This window comes from Streptomyces sp. NPDC002825, from assembly GCF_040295385.1.
Classification (GTDB): Bacteria; Actinomycetota; Actinomycetes; order Streptomycetales; family Streptomycetaceae; genus Streptomyces.
Map to the genome: position 1 here is coordinate 1 of NZ_JBEOVH010000012.1, position 15,325 is coordinate 15,325.

Sequence of the window (15,325 nt, forward strand, 5' to 3'; positions counted from 1 at the left end):
CACCCCGTGCGCAGTGCACTGGTGGTGCGGGTCCAGGCGCGGAACGCGGAGGCGCCGCTGAAGGGCGCCGTCCCGTGTGCCCACCCGTCCCGCCCCAGCGGGACGATTGCCCACACGGCAGCGGGGCACCGCCCAGGCGGGCGCGGGCCCCACACGGCAGCGGGCGCGGCCACACGCGGGCCGGCTAAGGGCGCGGCGTGGGCGCGAGCCCCCCGCGGGCGGTGGGAGCCGGCCCGCCAAGACGCCGCCCGCGACAGGGCCACGGGTCAGCCCCTCGTCGGCGTCTCCGCGTGCCACGGCGCACCCGGTACCACCAGCGGAGACCCCGTCACCGGGTCCGGGACCACCACCGACGACAGGCCGAAGACGTCCCGTACGAGCTCCGCCGTGACGATGTCCGACGGCGCGCCCGCCGCCACCACCCGCCCCGCCTTCATCGCGACGAGGTGGTCGGCGTACCGCGCGGCCTGGTTCAGGTCGTGGAGGACGAGGACGACGGTCCGGCCGCGGAGCCGGTTGAGGCGGCGGACGAGGTCGAGGACCTCCACCTGGTGGGAGATGTCCAGGTAGGTGGTGGGCTCGTCGAGGAGGAGCAGGTCCGTCTCCTGGGCGAGGGCCATCGCGATCCAGACGCGCTGCCGCTGCCCGCCGGAGAGCGCGTCGACGGACCGGTCGGCGAGCGCGGCGACGTCGGTGCGTTCCATGGCGTCGGCGACGGCCCGCTCGTCCTCCTCCGACCACTGCTTCCACCAGGCCTGGTGCGGCTGGCGGCCGCGGGAGACGAGGTCGGCGACGGTGATGGCCTCGGGCGCGACGGGCGTCTGCGGCAGCAGGCCGATGGAGCGGGCGATCCGCTTCGTGGGGAGCTTCGCGAGGGACTCCCCGTCGAGGAGGACCGCGCCGCCCGCCGGCTTCAACAGCCGCCCGAGCGCCCGCAGCGTCGTGGACTTGCCGCAGGCGTTGGGGCCGACGATCACGGTCACCTTGCCGTCGGGGATCGCGAGGTCGAGCTCCTCGACGACGGTGCGGTCCTCGTACGCGAGCGTCAGCTCACGGGCCTGCAGTCTGCTCACGGCTTTCCTCCAACGGCTCGGCTCCGGACGATGAGCCAGATCAGGTAGGGGGCGCCGACCGCCGCCGTGAGGACGCCCACGGGCAGTTCGACGGGGGAGAGGAGCCGCCGGCCGAGGAGGTCGGCGACGACGACGATCACCGCTCCGGTGAGCGCGGAGCAGAGCAGCGGGATCTGCGCCGTCCGTGTCATGCGGCGGGCGATCTGCGGCGCGAGGAGCGCCACGAAGTCGACCGGTCCTGCGACGCCCGTGGCCACCGACGCGAGGACGACGCCGACGGCGACGAGCCCGAGGCGGACCCCGCCGAGCCGGGCGCCGAGCGCGGTCGCGGTGTCGTCGTCGAGGGAGACGGTCCGCTGGGCGCGGGCCGCCCACAGCACGGCGGCGAGCAGCAGGAGGAGGGTCCAGCGGATCGGCGCGGACTCGTCCCAGCCGCGGCCGTTGAGGGAGCCGGTCATCCAGATCTGGGCCTGCTGGGCGACGAGGTAGTCGCCCTTCGTCATGAAGAGCGTGATGAGGGACCGCAGCGCGATCGCGATGCCGATGCCGATGAGGACGAACCGCGTCGCGTGCAGCCCGCCGCGCCAGGCGAAGGCGTACACGAGGGCGGCGGCGAGGATGCCGCCGGCGATGGAGACGTACGGCAGGACGGTGTACGAGGTGAGGCCGAAGGTCATCGCGGCGACGGTGACGGCACCGGCGCCCTGGCTGATGCCGATGATGTCGGGGCTGGCGAGCGGGTTGCGGGCGACGGTCTGGATGAGGCCGCCCGCGATGCCGAACGCGGCGCCGACGGCGAGCGCGACGACGAGCCGCGGCTCGCGCAGCTCCTCGACGACGAACGCGGACGGCGACCACTGCCCGAGGAGGATCCGTACGACCTCTCCGGGCGCCACGAACTTCTCGCCGACGCAGAGGTACGCGACGCAGGCCGCGGCCAGGAGCAGGAGCAGGCCCGTGGCGATCAGGGCCGAGCGGCGGTGGACGAGGAAGGAGGCCCGTCCGGCGCGGACGAGGCCGTATCCGGCGGGGCGGACGTGCGGCGCGGCGCTCGCGCCCGTACGGCCGGGGCGGACGTGCGTGGTGCTCATGCCGGCACCGCCTTCCGGCGTACCAGCGTGACGAGGAACGGGACGCCGATCAGCGCGGTCGTCACGCCGGCCGGGACCTCGCCCGGCGGGAACACGATCCGTCCGGCGACGTCGGCGACGAGCAGCATCACAGGCCCGATGACCGCGGCCATCGGCAGCACCCAGCGGTGGTCGGAGCCGACGACGGCGCGGGCGATGTGGGGGACGGCGAGGCCGACGAAGGCGACGGGACCGGCGGCGGCGACGGCCGCGCCGGTGAGGACGGTCGCGCCGAGCCCGCCGACGATCCGTACGGTCGCGACGCGCTGGCCGAGCCCCTTGGCGACGTCCTCGCCGAGCGCGAGGGCGTCGAGGCCGCGCGCCACGGAGAGCACGAGGACCGCGCCGAGCAGCAGGAAGGGCCAGATCTGGGCGACGATTGCGGTGTCGCGGCCGTCGAGGGAGCCGATCTGCCAGAACCGGAACTCGTCGAGCGCCGAGGCCCGGGTCGTGAGGACGCCGGTGGTGACGGAGAGCAGCAGCGCGTTGATCGCGGCTCCGCCGAGCGCGAGTTTCACGGGCGTGGCGCCGCCGCGCCCGGCGGCGGCGATCGCGTAGACGGCGACGGAGGCGAGGGCGGCGCCGAGGAAGGCGAACCACACGTACCCGCTGAGTTCGTGCACGCCGAGAAAGCCGATGGCGAGGACGACGGCGACCGAGGAGCCCTGGCTGATGCCGAGGATGCCGGGGTCGGCGATCGGGTTGCGGGTGATGCCCTGGAGGGCGGTGCCGGCGAGCGCGAGGGCGGCGCCGACCATCAGCCCGATGAGGGTGCGGGGGACGCGGAGCTGCCGGACGACCTCGGCGTCGTCGCCGGTGGCGCCGTGCAGGAGGGCGTCGAGGACGGTGGCGGGCGCGATGGGGCGGGCGCCCACGGCGAGGCTGAGGAGGACGGCGAGGAGCAGGGCGACGAGGGCCGCCGAGGTCGCGAGGACCCGTCTGGTTCGGAAAGCGGCTGGCATCGGGACCCATCGGCGGAGTGCGGGTTTGGTTAGGCTCGCCTCAGTTTAAGCAGCCGCTCTGTGCGAACACATGTGCCATTCAGGGGTCCCCGGACAATGACTGCATGACGACCACACCGCCCGCGAACCCGCCCACCGTCGGCTTCGACCTCGACCTGACCCTGCTCGACACCCGCCCCGGCATCAGGGCGACCTGGGTCGCCTTCTCCGCCGAGGTCGGGGTCCCGGTCGACGCCGACCTCGTCGTGAGCCGCCTCGGGCCGCCGCTGGAGCAGGAGATGGCGCACTGGTTCCCGGCCGAGCACGTCACCGAGATGACCGCCCGCTACCGGGCGCTCTACCCCTCGTACGCCATCGAGCCCACCGTCCCGATGCCCGGCGCCCGGGACGCCATCGAGGCCGTGCGCGAGGCGGGCGGCCGCACGATCGTCGTCAGCGCGAAGAACGGCCCGCACGTCGAGCTGCACCTGGCCCACCTGGGCATCGAGCCCCACGCGGTCGCGGGCGGCCTGTGGGCCGAGGGCAAGGCGGAGGCCCTGCGCGCGCACGGCGCCACGGTCTACGTCGGGGACCACGTCGGCGACGTCAGGGGCGCCGCCACCGCGGGCGCCCTCTCGGTGGCCGTCGCGACCGGCCCCTGCCCCGCCGAGGAGCTCCGGGCGGCCGGCGCGGACGTCGTCCTGCCGGACCTGACGGACTTCCGCGCCTGGTGGGAGGGGTACCTGGCCTGAGCCTCAGGCCGCCTGGCCGGAACGGGCCTGCCGCCGCTGGGCCGCGACCGACCGCAGCACCCCGGCGGCGGCCACCAGGAATCCGACCCCCATCAGCATCGACACGAGGTACGCGACGGTGGGGAACGGGTCCGTCCCGAGGAACAGCGGGGCCACCGTGACCAGCGTCGCGACCGCGCCGACCGCGAACAGGATCACACCGGCCTTGACGAGTCCGTCACCCGGGGCACTGTCGTCCACCGGCACGGCGGGGGTTTCACTACGCATCCGGCCAGGGTAGTTCCCAGGCCGGAGGAACACGTCGGCGGCGTCTTGTCACCGGCCTCCAGACCATTAGCCTGGTGCCGGCGGGTCGGTCGACGACCCGCTGTTTGCCATCCCCATCGACGAGGACGAGGACGAGGACAGACGTGCCTACCGGCAAGGTCAAATGGTTCAACAGCGAGAAGGGCTTCGGCTTTCTCTCCCGCGACGACGGCGGCGACGTCTTCGTCCACTCGTCGGTGCTCCCTGCCGGAGTCGACGCACTGAAGCCGGGGCAGCGGGTCGAGTTCGGAGTCGTCGCCGGTCAGCGCGGCGACCAGGCGCTGTCCGTCACGATCCTCGACCCGACCCCGTCCGTCGCCGCGGCGCAGCGCCGTAAGCCCGACGAACTGGCGTCCATCGTGCAGGACCTGACGACGCTCCTGGAGAACATCACGCCGATGCTGGAGCGCGGCCGCTACCCGGAGAAGGCGGCGGGCAAGAAGATCGCGGGCCTGCTGCGGGCGGTCGCCGACCAGCTCGACGTCTGAGTCCGGTGCCCTTACGGGCTACGGGCTACGGGCTACGGGCTACGGGCTTACGGGAAGCGCAGCGCGTCCGGGCCGAGGGGCGGGACGAGCCCCTCGGCCGCGGCGCGCGTGAGCAGCCCGCGGACCGCCGCGTAACCGTGCTCGCCGAGGTCGGCCGTGAACTCGTTCACGTAGAGACCGATGTGCTGGTCGGCCACCTTCGGGTCCATCTCCTGGGCGTGCTCCAGCACGTACGGCCGGGAGGCCGCCGGATCGTCCCAGGCCATCCGCACCGACGCACGGGCGGACTCGGCCAGCAGCCCGAGGGTCTCGGCGCCGAGGGAACGGCGGGCGACGATCGCGCCCAGCGGGATCGGGAGCCCGGTCGTGGACTCCCAGTGCTCGCCCATGTCGGCGAGGCAGTGCAGCCCGTAGTTCCGGTACGTGAAACGGGCCTCGTGGATGACGAGCCCCGCGTCGACCTTCCCGTCCCGTACGGCGGGCATGATCTCGTGGAACGGCATCACGACGACCTCGCCGACACCGCCGGGCACCTTCTCGGCCGCCCACAGCCGGAACAGCAGGTACGCGGTCGAGCGCTCGCTCGGCACCGCGACCGTCCTGCCCGCCAGGCCTTCGCCGCCGACCGGCTCGCGCGTGAGGACGAGCGGGCCGCAGCCGCGGCCCAGGGCGCCGCCGCAGGGCAGCAGGGCGTACTCGTCGAGGATCCACGGCAGCACCGCGTACGACACCTTCAGGACGTCGTGCGTGTCGGTGCCGCTCTCCGCCCAGCCGTTGGTGACGTCGATGTCCGCGAACGTCACGTCGAGCCGGGGCGCGCCCGGGACCCGGCCGTGCGCCCAGGCGTCGAAGACGAAGGTGTCGTTGGGGCAGGGCGAGTAGGCGATCTTCAGCTTGGGCACGACGGCTCCCACGACTCCACGAAGACGGTTCTGCTGAGCAGCTCGAAGGTGTGCCGCAGGGCGCCCAGGGCCTCGCCGATGCGCCAGGCGGCGCGGTCGCGGGGGCCGACGGCGTTCGACACGGCGCGGATCTCGACGACGGGCACGCCGTACGCGGCGGCGGCCTCGGCGACGCCGAAGCCCTCCATCGCCTCCGCGGCGGCCGTCGGATGCCGCTGCGCGAGCTCGGCGGCACGGCGGGCGGTGCCGGTGACGGTGGAGACGGTGAGGACGGGCGCCAGGGCGTACGGGGGGCCGCCGGTGCCCTCCAGGGCGGTGGTGATCCGCTCGGCCAGCGCCTCGGGAACAGGATGGACCGACCGGCCGAAGCCGAGCTCGTCGACCGCGAGGTACCCGTCCGGGGTCTCGGCCCCGAGGTCGGCGGCGACGATCGCCGAGGAGACGACGACGGACCCGAGCGGCGCGGCAGGCTGGAAGCCGCCGGCGATCCCGGCGGACACGACGAGCCCGTACCCGTCCCCGTCCCCGGTCAGCGCCCCGTACGCGAGCGCGGTCCCGGTCGCGGCGGCGACGGCGGCGGGCCCGACCCCGCCCACGAGAACGTCGAGGCGGTCCTGGTGACGGCGCAGCGTGAGACCCCCCGGCAGCGCGAGGAGCCCGGGGTCGCCGAGGCCGAGGCCGGCGGAGACGGAGTCCGCCTCCGCCGCCACGGCCGTCACGATCAGGATCCGGTGGACCACCGGCGGATCAGGAGTCCTTCTTCAGCTGGAAGTGCCAGATGCCGGTCAGCTTCTTGCCGGTGTTCTCGACGATGGTCACCTGGGTCTTGTCGGTGACCTCGCCGGTCGGGGACTGGGAGAAGAAGGCGCTGGCCGGGATGGTCCGGTACGTCTTCTTGTACGGCTCGGGCTCGGCCTGCTGGCCGCCGAGGAAGATCGTCCAGCCGTGGTCCGCGATCTCCGGGTCCACGCCGAAGCGGATCTTGTCGTCCGTGGAGACCGTGATGGTCTTCTCGGCCTTCTTGTTGAGGCACTGCTGGATCTGCGACTCCTTGATGGCGTCGCCGTCGTTGTAGCAGGCGGCCTCGGAGTGCACCGAGTCGGTCCCGACCGTCAGGGTCGCGAGCGGAGTCGGCTTGTCGCAGGCGGAGAGTACGAGGAGCCCGGCGGAGACGGCCCCGAGGGCGACGGCGGCCCGGCGGCGCGAGCCGGAGAAGAACGCAACGGTCATGAGCCGAAGGCTATCGGGCCGCCGCGCCCGCGCCACGCGGGGGTACGGCGTGCCGCCACGGCGTACCGCTTCGTACGGAGTGTCCCGGGCGCCGGGCGGGGTGTCGGCGGCGTCTCCCGGGGGTGTCTGCGGCGTCTCCCGGCGGGTGTCCGCCGCGTCTTCCGGGGCCCGGCTAGGCCACCTTCGCCTTGGGCTGGCCGCCCTTCGGGCCCGGGCGGCGGCGGGCCTCCGACAGGAGGCCGCGGACCGAGAGGAGTGCGCCCACGGCCAGGATCCCGGCGGCGACGGCCATGCCGAGGGTGCCGTTCAGGGGCAGGGAGATGCCGATCCCGCCGCCCACCACCCACGCCATCTGCAGCGCCGTCTCGGAACGGGCGAACGCCGAGGTCCGCACCAGCTCCGGCACGTCCCGCTGGATCAGCGCGTCCAGGGACAGCTTCGACAGGGCCTGGGTGAGCCCCGCGACCGCGCCGAGGACGGCCACCATCAGGCCGCCGAAGAAGATGGCCGTACAGATCGCCGTACCGCACACCACGGTGATCATCGTGGCGATGATCACCTCCGGCCCGTGCCCGCGGTCCCGCAGCAGCGAGCCGACGGCCGTACCGCAGGCGTTCCCCGTACCCGCCGCCACACCCACGATCCCGAGCGAGACGGCGGCGCTCTGCCCCGACAGCGGGTGCTCGCGCAGCAGGAACGCCAGGAAGAAGATCAGGAACCCGGACAGCATGCGCTGCGCCGCGTTCGCCTGGAGCCCGTGCAGCACCGACGGGCCCACCGTCCGCAGGCTCGGCTTCTTCTCGCCGTGCGTCAGCAGGTGCGCCCGCCGCTCGCCCTTCGCGGAGTCCACCTTGGGCGGCATCCGCAGCGCCCAGAACGTACCGAGCAGAAACAGCGCGCACGCCCCGTACAACGGGTAGCGCGGCCCGAGCAGCTGCAGCCCCGCCCCGATCGGCGCGGCGATGCCGGTGGCGAGCAGCCCGGCCAGGGTGACCCGGGAGTTCGCCTTCACGAGCGAGAAGTTCGGCGGCAGGAGACGGGGCACGACGGCGCTGCGGACGACGCCGTACGCCTTGGAGGCCACGAGCACGCCCAGCGCCGCCGGATACAGCTCAAGACCGCCCGTCGCCACGGCCCCCGACATCATGATCGCGAGGACCGCGCGGGTCAGCATCGCGCCCGCCATCGCCGCCCGCCGCCCGTGCGGGATCCGGTCCAGGAGCGGACCGATCACCGGGGCGAGGAGCGTGAAGGGGGCCATCGTGACGGCCAGGTAGAGCGCGACGCGGCCGCGGGCCTCGTCGGTCGGCACGGAGAAGAACACGGTCGAGGCGAGCGCGACGGTGATCATGACGTCACCGGCGCCGTTCACGGCGTGCAGCTCGATCAGCTTCCCGAGCCCGGACTCGCCCGCGCCATGCGCGTGCGTGGCCTTCCGGATGCCCTTCGCGGTCCCCGTGAACGGCAGGTGCAGGGCACGCCCGACCTTCCGGCCCGCTCGGCGGAGCGGCCCGGCGGGATCATGCGATCGTACGGGGGACCGTGCGGCTGCCACTCCGTCATAGTGCCCCACGGGCGAGCCGGACGAACCGTGGCACGACGGGGGACGGCGTACTGGAGGGGGCTTTACGGCACGTACGGGCTCCCGCGGCAGGTCAGTTCGGGCACTCGCGTCGGGCCGGTCCGGACGGGCGGGTCGTCCGCGATCCGGGCCACTTGGGACGGGCAGGTGGGCGGAGGCCCGCGAACGGGGTAGCGTGCGTAGCGCGTCACCGGCGGAATCTCTCGGCCGCGCGCCTCTTCGGCATCCCGCAGAATGGATGACGTTAGGTGTGCCCGAGACGCGCGAGACAAGTCGGGTGCGGACGTCGATGCGGCCCTCTGGTCCGCTCCGCCCGCCGCCCGTGGCTTCGCTCCCGCCCCTCGGCCGGCGCACCCGTGAGACGGCGTAGGAGAGAAGCGAGACCTGTGAGTGCTGCGACGACGCGAAGCGGTACCCCGCGTACCCCGCGAGCCACGCGTACCCCCGACCGCCTGTGCGCCGAGGCCGTAGACCTCGCGCGGGAGGCCGCCGAGGAGGCGGCCGCGCCCGGGATCGTCGGCGCGCACGTCGAGGTGGTCGCGGAGGGCGACCGCGTCGTCACGCACTACTTCGAGTCCAAGGAGCCCGGCTACCGGGGCTGGCGCTGGGCGGTGACGGTCACGCGCGCCTCCCGCGCCAAGAACGTCACGCTTGACGAAACCGTCCTGCTGCCGGGTACGGACGCCCTCCTCGCCCCCGAGTGGGTGCCGTGGAGCGAGCGGCTGCGGCCGGGCGACATGGGCCCCGGGGACCTGCTCCCGACGGAGCAGGACGACCTGCGCCTGGAGCCCGGCTACTCGGGCGAGGACGCGCCGCCGCCGAACTCCGCCGTGTCCGAGGAGATGTCGGAGCACCTGGACGAGGAGGACGCGGAACTGACCTCGCGCACCCCGTCCCGGTCCGCGATCGCCGCGGTCGCCGAGGAACTCGGCATGCGCCGGGCCCGGGTGCTGTCCCGGTACGGGCTGCACGTGGCGGCGGACCGCTGGGACGAGGCGTTCGGGGCGAAGACCCCGATGGCTCAGGCGGCGCCGGCCTCGTGCGAGTCCTGCGCGTTCCTGGTGCCGCTGGCGGGGTCGCTGAAGCAGGCCTTCGGAATCTGCGCGAACGAGTTCTCGCCGGCGGACGGGCGCGTGGTGTCGCTCGCGTACGGCTGCGGGGGGCACTCGGAGGCGGCGATCATGCCGAAGCCGCCGCGGCCGGCGCCGCCGGTCCTCGACTCGATGGCGTCGGACGTCTTCCCCCTCCGCCCGGCGAAGGACTCCGGCTCCACGACGGAACCGGACGCGTCCTCGGAAGACCTGGGCCACTCGTAACCCGGGTCCGCCGGGCCCGCACGTGGGCGAGCGTCGCCCACCGCAGTGGCCCCGCGCCCGTGCCGGACGGCGTCTTGGCCCGCGCCCGCCGTGTGGGGCTCGCGCCCGGGGCTTCGCCCCGCCCCGCGTGTGCCCGCGCCCGGGTGCGGTGCCCGCTGCCGTGTGGGCAATCGTCCCTCCCCCAGACTTCGTCCGGGGGGGGGACCCCAGGGCGGGACGGGTGGGCACACGGGACGGCGCCCTCTCGCGGCGCCTCCGCGTTCCGAGCCTGGACCCGCACCGCATGCACCGAGCGGGTGGTGCGGGTCGGGGCGCTTGAGCCTCTGGCGCCGGTAAGGGCGCCGTCCGTTGTGCCCACCCTCCCCCAAGCTCTCGGCTTCGCTCGAGCAGGGGGGACCCCATCGCCCCGGCGGAACGCATGCCCACAACGGGGGCGGCGGGCGCCACCGGGCCCGGCACCCGTGCCGCCCCCCGCCCGCGCAGGCCCGTACCGGCTGGTCTTCGCGCCGCGCTGCAGGTCAACGACCCCACGCGCCCCCGGCCGCCGCCGTGCCCCGTCCACCCCCGTACTGCCCCGCACGGTACCTTCGGCGCGTCAGCATCCCCGCCCCCCCAGAGTGGAGTCAGACGTGAGCGTCAGCGTCCGGACGACGACCGACGGAACCGACCCCTTCGGCACCGCACGGCTGCGGCGGGGCGTGCTCGACGCCTGGGGCGCGAGTCCGGCCCGCTTCCGGGAGGACGCGAACGCCGAGGAGGACCTCGCCCTCGGCGGCTACCGCGACCGCCTCGTCGTCGAGCTCGCGCAGAACGCCGCCGACGCCGCCCACCGCGCCGGCGTCACCGGCCGCCTCCGCCTGACCCTGCACCCGGCGGACCACGAGGGCCCCGCGGTCCTCGCCGCAGCGAACACCGGCGCGCCCCTGGACGCCGCGGGCGCCGAGTCGCTGTCCACCCTCCGCGCCTCCGCCAAGCGCGAGCAGACGCACGGCGCCGTGGGACGCTTCGGCGTCGGTTTCGCCGCGGTTCTCGCCGTCTCCGACGAGCCCGCCGTCCTGGGCCGGCACGGCGGCGTCCGCTGGTCCCTCGCCGAGGCGCGCGAACTGGCAGCGGAGACCGCCCGGTACAGCCCGGGCCTCGGCGACGAACTGCGCCGCCGCGACGGCCACGTACCCCTCCTGAGGCTCCCGCTGCCCGCCGAGGGCACCGCGCCCGAGGGCTACGACACCGTCGTCGTCCTCCCGCTGCGGGACACGGCCGCCGAAGACCTGGCAGAGCGGCTGCTCACCTCCGTCGACGACGCTCTGCTGCTCACTCTTCCGGGTCTCGCCGAGATCGTCGTGGAGACGGCCGAGGGCGTACGGACCGTCCGCCGCTCCGAGGACGACGGCTACGTCCGCATCGACGACTCGGCGACCGGCACGCACCGCTGGCGGACCGTCAGCCACGGCGGCCCCCTCGACCCGGACCTCCTCAAGGACCGTCCGGTCGAGGAGCGGCTCCGCCCGCACTGGTCGGTCACCTGGGCCGTACCCGTGGACGCGGAGGGGGCCCCGCGCTACCCCCGTACGACCCCCGTCGTGCACGCCCCGACCCCCACCGACGAGCCCCTCGGCATCCCCGCCCTGCTCATCGCGTCGCTCCCGCTGGACACCGCACGCCGGCACCCGGCGCCCGGGCCGCTCACCGACTTCCTGGTGCAGCGGGCGGCCGACGCGTACGCCGAGCTGCTCGCCGACTGGCATCCGGTGACCACCGCGACCCTCGACCTCGTCCCCGGCCCGCTGGGCAAGGGGCACGTCGACGGGGCGCTGCGCGAGGCGATCCTGGACCGGCTGCCCAGGGTCGCGTTCCTGGCGCCGGCCGCGCCGTCCGAGGAGCTGCCGGCGCTCCGCCCGATCGAGGCGGAGGTCGTGGAGGGCGCGGGCGCGGAGACCGTCGACGTCCTCGCCGAGGTCTTCCCCACGCTCCTGCCCGCCGGTCTCGAGCGCCGCCCCGAGCTCCGTACGCTCGGCGTCGGCCGCGTCCCCCTCACCGAGGCGATCGACCGCCTGGCCGGGGTGGACAGGGCGCCGACGTGGTGGTGGCGGCTGTACGACTCCCTCGCCGGTGTCGACCCGGACCGGCTCACGGGCCTCCCGGTGCCGCTCGCGGAGACCGAGGAGGGCGCCAGGATCCGTACGACGATCGGCCCTCGCCAGGTCCTCCTTCCGCAGGACCGTACGCCCGCGGAGTTGACGCGCCTCGGACTGAAGGTGGCGCACCCCGACGCGGCCCACCCGCTCCTGGAGAAGCTGGGCGCCCTGCCGGCCACGCCCCGCGCGGTCCTGACGACCCCGCAGGTACGGGCGGCGGTCGCCGCGTCCCTCGACGCGGGGGAGATCTGGGACGAGGACGCGGACGCGCCGGACGCGGAGGAACTGGCCGACACGGTCCTCGCGCTGGTCCGCGACGCGGAGCTCGGCCCCGGCGAGGAGCCGTGGCTGGGCGCGCTCGCCCTCCCCGACGAGGACGGCGAACTCTCCCCGGCGGGCGAACTGGTCCTCCCCGGCTCGGCGTTCGCCGCCGTGATGCGCGAGGACGAACTGGCCTTCGTGGACGCCGAGCTGGCGTCCCGCTGGGGCGAGCAGCCCCTCGCCGCGTGCGGGGTCCTGGCGAACTTCGCCCTGGTCCGCGCGACCGACCTGGTCCTCGACCCGGACGAGCTCGAGCCCCGCGAGGGCGACTACCCGGAGCCGGACGACGCGGGCCTGCTCGACGCGGTCGACGTGTGGTGCGAGGACGTCCTGGACCGCCTCCCGATGACCGCCGTACCCCCGGTGGCGACGGAGATCGTGGCCGTGCGGGACCTGGACCTGGTCGACGACGACGCCTGGCCGCAGGCCCTCGCGCTCCTCGCGCAGCCGCCGCTGCGGGACGCCCTGACCCAGCCCGTACGGATCCTCCTCCCGGACGGCACGACGCAGACCGTCCGCCCGTACACGGCCTGGTGGCTGCGCGACCACCCCGTCCTCGACGGCCGCCGCCCGGCGGGCCTGCGCGCCGAGGGCTCGGACCCGCTGCTCTCCGGCCTGTACGACTCCGCCGACGCGACCGGCTTCGAGGACGAGCAGGTCCTCCGCGCCCTGGGCGTCCGCACCTCGGTCGCGGTGCTCCTCGACGAACCGGGCGGCGCGGCGGAGCTCCTGGCCCGCCTGGCGGACCCGACGCGGGAGGTCACGGCGCCCCAGCTGCACGCCCTGTACACGGCCCTCGCGGACCTGGACCCCGAACAGGTGACGCTCCCCGACGACCTGCGCGCGGTCGTGGACGGCACCCTGGTCGTGGTGGAGGCCTCGGAGGCCCTGGTGGCGGACGCCCCCGACCTCCTCCCGCTGGCGGGCGACCTGCCGCTCCTCCCGGTCTCCCCGACGCGCGCGGACGACCTGGCCGACCTCTTCCAGGTCCGGCGGCTGAGCGAGGCCGTCGAGGCCGAGGTCACGACGGTCGGCGAGGAGCACGAGGTCCCGGCGTCGGTCCACGCCCTCCTCGGTCCGGCGACCCCCGACTCGTACATCGAGCACGAGGAACTCCGCGCGGGCGGCGTCGAACTCGACTGGCGCCGCACCCCGGACGGCGTCGTCCACGCCGCCACCCTGGAGGGCGTGGCGGCGGGCCTCGCCTGGGCGGCCGGCCAGTGGCCCCGCCGTTTCGAGGTGGCGGCACTCCTGGAGGACCCGTCGAGGACGGCGGAGCTGGCGAGGGACCGCTGGTTCGACTGACCGGGGGCTGCGGCGGCGCGGCGGCGGGCGGGGGCGGAAGGGTGCTGGTAGAGACCTGAAAGGTGGCGGCGGGCGCCGGTCGGCCGCCGCCCGCACGGGTTTCACCGCCCTCACCGCCGTCATTCGTCCCGAGGAGGCACCCCCGCATGCCGCAGGTCCGCGCCAACGACGTGAATCTCGCCTACGACTCCGTGGGCGAAGGCGAACCGCTCGTCCTCGTCCACGGTTCGTGGAGCGACCGCACGAGCTGGCAGGGGGCGATCGAGGCGGACATCCGCGCCTCCTTCCGGGTCGTGGCGTACGACCGCCGGGGCCACGGCGACAGCGAGGCGGTGCCGGGGCAGGGCACGCGGAGGCAGGACGAGGACGACCTCGCCGCGCTGATCGAGGAGCTCGGCCTGGCCCCCGCGCATGTCGCGGGCAGCTCGTTCGGCGCGTCGATCACGCTCGGCCTCGCGGCCCGACGGCCGGAGCTGTTCCGCACCATCACCGTCCACGAGCCCCCGCTGGTGGAGGTCGTGGCCGACGACCACGAGGCGATGGCGCAGCTGCAGCAGACGTTCGTGTCCTTCGACGCGGTCCTCGACCACCTCCGCAAGGGGGAGGACGAGCAGGGGGCGCACGCGTTCGTGGAGGAGGTGGCGCTGGGCCCGGGCATGTGGGACAAGCTTCCGCCGGCGATGCGCGAGACGTTCGTACGGCACGCCCAGACCTGGCTGGACGAGCAGAACGACCCGACCTGGCCCGAACTGGACCTCGAAGGCCTCTCGGCCTGCACGGTCCCGGTCCAGCTGAGCCGCGGCACGGAGAGCCCCGCCTGGCTCGGCACGGTCCTGGACCGACTGGCCGCGGTGCTGCCCCACGCGCGGCACCAGACCTTCGAGGGCGCGGGGCACATCCCGCACATCACGCACCCGGAGGAGTACGCGAGGGTGCTCACGGACTTCATTCGGGCGGCGGAACGGAGCGCCTGAACGGGGGCTCGGCGGACGGCGGACGGGGGACGGCGGACGACGGACGGCCCGGGCCGGTCCAGGCACGAAAAATGCGTCGGAAACTTTTGACGCGTCGGAAAATTCCGACGTATGGTGGATGTCATGCCGACCGACGTGTTCGGCGTGCTGGCCAACCCGGTGCGCCGCAGACTGCTCGAAACGTTGCGTGAAGGGCCCCGCTCCACGGGCGAGCTGGCCGGGATGTTCGAGCTCGGGAGGCCCGCGGTCTCCGAGCACCTGGCGGTGCTCCGTACCGCGGGACTGGTGCGCGAAGAGCCCCGCGGGCGGCACCGCTTCTACCACCTCGAACCGGCCCGGCTGGCCGAGGTGAGCGAGTGGCTGCATCCGTTCGAGCACTACTGGAAGCAGCGCCTGGACGCGCTGGCCCATCTCCTGGACGAGGAATCCGAGACATGACCGAGAACAACACGATCACCTGCGAGAAGTTCCTGCCGCACGCACCCGCGGCGGTGTGGAAGGCCCTGACCGACCCCGAACTGCACGCCCGCTGGTGGGCCGCCGGCGACGTCAAGCCGGTCGTCGGACACCGCTTCACCCTCGACATGGGCAACTTCGGGCAGCAGCCGTGCGAGGTGACCGCCGTCGACGAGGAGAAGCTGCTCGCCTACCGCTTCGCCGAGGGCACGCTCGACACCACCATCACCTGGACGCTGCACCCGGAGGGCGAGGGCACCCGCCTCGTCCTCAAGCACGCCGGCTTCGACCTCGACTCGCCCCTGGGCCGCCAGGCATACGAGGGCATGGGCCACGGCTGGCCCCACGTCCTGGACCGCCTGGAGGCGACGCTCGCCTGAGGCTGCGGGTCTTGAGGTCCTCGTGTGATCCGGT

15 protein-coding genes are annotated in these 15,325 nt (G+C 74.4%); 7 read left to right on the top strand and 8 right to left on the bottom strand.

Annotation, left to right across the window (positions count from 1 at the left end):
* Positions 1-266: 266 nt before the first annotated feature.
* Genes ABT041_RS17300 through ABT041_RS17310 form a run of 3 tightly spaced genes read right to left on the bottom strand, consistent with a single transcriptional unit; the run spans position 267 to position 3,165 of the window.
* On the bottom strand, positions 267-1,073 hold the full coding sequence (locus ABT041_RS17300) for an ABC transporter ATP-binding protein (protein ID WP_351184833.1): 807 nt from the start codon (positions 1,071-1,073) through the stop codon (positions 267-269).
* A complete protein-coding gene (locus tag ABT041_RS17305) occupies positions 1,070-2,164 on the bottom strand; it encodes a FecCD family ABC transporter permease (protein ID WP_351184835.1) in 1,095 nt (364 codons plus the stop codon). Before ABT041_RS17305 ends, ABT041_RS17300 begins: the two co-directional genes overlap by 4 nt.
* Complete coding sequence (locus ABT041_RS17310; RefSeq protein ID WP_351184837.1) at positions 2,161-3,165, bottom strand: FecCD family ABC transporter permease; 1,005 nt, start codon at positions 3,163-3,165, stop codon at positions 2,161-2,163. Before ABT041_RS17310 ends, ABT041_RS17305 begins: the two co-directional genes overlap by 4 nt.
* A 104-nt stretch (positions 3,166-3,269) precedes the next feature.
* On the opposite strand from ABT041_RS17310, the gene ABT041_RS17315 reads away from it, so the two are divergent.
* Positions 3,270-3,896 carry an HAD family hydrolase gene (locus ABT041_RS17315; protein WP_351184839.1) on the top strand — a complete coding sequence of 209 codons (627 nt, stop codon included), beginning with the start codon at positions 3,270-3,272 and terminating at the stop codon, positions 3,894-3,896.
* A gap of 3 nt (positions 3,897-3,899) precedes the next feature.
* On the opposite strand, the gene ABT041_RS17320 is transcribed toward ABT041_RS17315, so the two are convergent.
* The gene (locus ABT041_RS17320; protein ID WP_351184841.1) at positions 3,900-4,163 is read right to left on the bottom strand and encodes a hypothetical protein; all 264 of its coding nucleotides are present in this window, start codon (positions 4,161-4,163) and stop codon (positions 3,900-3,902) included.
* A 143-nt stretch (positions 4,164-4,306) separates the two neighbouring features.
* Between ABT041_RS17320 and ABT041_RS17325 the strand changes: the two genes are divergently transcribed.
* On the top strand, positions 4,307-4,690 hold the full coding sequence (locus tag ABT041_RS17325) for a cold-shock protein (RefSeq protein ID WP_030694234.1): 384 nt from the start codon (positions 4,307-4,309) through the stop codon (positions 4,688-4,690).
* 47 nt (positions 4,691-4,737) lie between these two features.
* On the opposite strand, the gene ABT041_RS17330 is transcribed toward ABT041_RS17325, so the two are convergent.
* The 4 genes from ABT041_RS17330 to ABT041_RS17345 form a co-directional block, all read right to left on the bottom strand.
* Positions 4,738-5,592, bottom strand: a complete 855-nt coding sequence (locus ABT041_RS17330) for a 1,4-dihydroxy-6-naphtoate synthase (protein ID WP_351184843.1) — start codon at positions 5,590-5,592, stop codon at positions 4,738-4,740.
* Entirely contained in the window at positions 5,580-6,332 is a 753-nt protein-coding gene (locus ABT041_RS17335) for a futalosine hydrolase (protein WP_351184845.1), read from the bottom strand. Before ABT041_RS17335 ends, ABT041_RS17330 begins: the two co-directional genes overlap by 13 nt.
* Before the next feature lie 7 nt (positions 6,333-6,339).
* Complete coding sequence (locus ABT041_RS17340; RefSeq protein WP_351184847.1) at positions 6,340-6,822, bottom strand: DUF2771 domain-containing protein; 483 nt, start codon at positions 6,820-6,822, stop codon at positions 6,340-6,342.
* 172 nt (positions 6,823-6,994) lie between these two features.
* Entirely contained in the window at positions 6,995-8,377 is a 1,383-nt protein-coding gene (locus tag ABT041_RS17345; RefSeq protein ID WP_351184849.1) for an MFS transporter, read from the bottom strand.
* Positions 8,378-8,790: 413 nt separating this feature from the next.
* Here ABT041_RS17345 and ABT041_RS17350 point away from each other — a divergent pair, with 413 nt between their 5' ends.
* From ABT041_RS17350 to ABT041_RS17370, 5 genes are all read left to right on the top strand, one after another.
* A complete protein-coding gene (locus ABT041_RS17350) occupies positions 8,791-9,720 on the top strand; it encodes a DUF3027 domain-containing protein (RefSeq protein ID WP_351184851.1) in 930 nt (309 codons plus the stop codon).
* Between the two features lie 617 nt (positions 9,721-10,337).
* Positions 10,338-13,481 carry a sacsin N-terminal ATP-binding-like domain-containing protein gene (locus tag ABT041_RS17355; RefSeq protein ID WP_351184853.1) on the top strand — a complete coding sequence of 1,048 codons (3,144 nt, stop codon included), beginning with the start codon at positions 10,338-10,340 and terminating at the stop codon, positions 13,479-13,481.
* 146 nt (positions 13,482-13,627) lie between these two features.
* Positions 13,628-14,455: an alpha/beta fold hydrolase gene (locus ABT041_RS17360; protein WP_351184855.1), complete on the top strand. Its 828-nt coding sequence runs from the start codon at positions 13,628-13,630 to the stop codon at positions 14,453-14,455.
* Positions 14,456-14,578: 123 nt separating this feature from the next.
* Positions 14,579-14,893, top strand: a complete 315-nt coding sequence (locus ABT041_RS17365; protein WP_351184857.1) for an ArsR/SmtB family transcription factor — start codon at positions 14,579-14,581, stop codon at positions 14,891-14,893.
* A complete protein-coding gene (locus tag ABT041_RS17370) occupies positions 14,890-15,291 on the top strand; it encodes an SRPBCC family protein (RefSeq protein ID WP_351184859.1) in 402 nt (133 codons plus the stop codon). The genes ABT041_RS17365 and ABT041_RS17370 overlap by 4 nt, the downstream gene beginning before the upstream one ends.
* The last annotated feature ends 34 nt before the right edge of the window (positions 15,292-15,325 follow it).

Excerpts from the sequence above, each read along its gene's own strand:
- ABT041_RS17305 (WP_351184835.1), bottom strand. The coding sequence starts at position 2,164 with ATGAGCACCACGCACGTCCGCCCCGGCCGTACGGGCGCGAGCGCCGCG.
- ABT041_RS17310 (WP_351184837.1), bottom strand. The coding sequence starts at position 3,165 with ATGCCAGCCGCTTTCCGAACCAGACGGGTCCTCGCGACCTCGGCGGCC.
- ABT041_RS17315 (WP_351184839.1), top strand. The coding sequence starts at position 3,270 with ATGACGACCACACCGCCCGCGAACCCGCCCACCGTCGGCTTCGACCTC.
- ABT041_RS17320 (WP_351184841.1), bottom strand. The coding sequence starts at position 4,163 with ATGCGTAGTGAAACCCCCGCCGTGCCGGTGGACGACAGTGCCCCGGGT.
- ABT041_RS17340 (WP_351184847.1), bottom strand. The coding sequence starts at position 6,822 with ATGACCGTTGCGTTCTTCTCCGGCTCGCGCCGCCGGGCCGCCGTCGCC.
- ABT041_RS17360 (WP_351184855.1), top strand. The coding sequence starts at position 13,628 with ATGCCGCAGGTCCGCGCCAACGACGTGAATCTCGCCTACGACTCCGTG.
- ABT041_RS17365 (WP_351184857.1), top strand. The coding sequence starts at position 14,579 with ATGCCGACCGACGTGTTCGGCGTGCTGGCCAACCCGGTGCGCCGCAGA.
- ABT041_RS17370 (WP_351184859.1), top strand. The coding sequence starts at position 14,890 with ATGACCGAGAACAACACGATCACCTGCGAGAAGTTCCTGCCGCACGCA.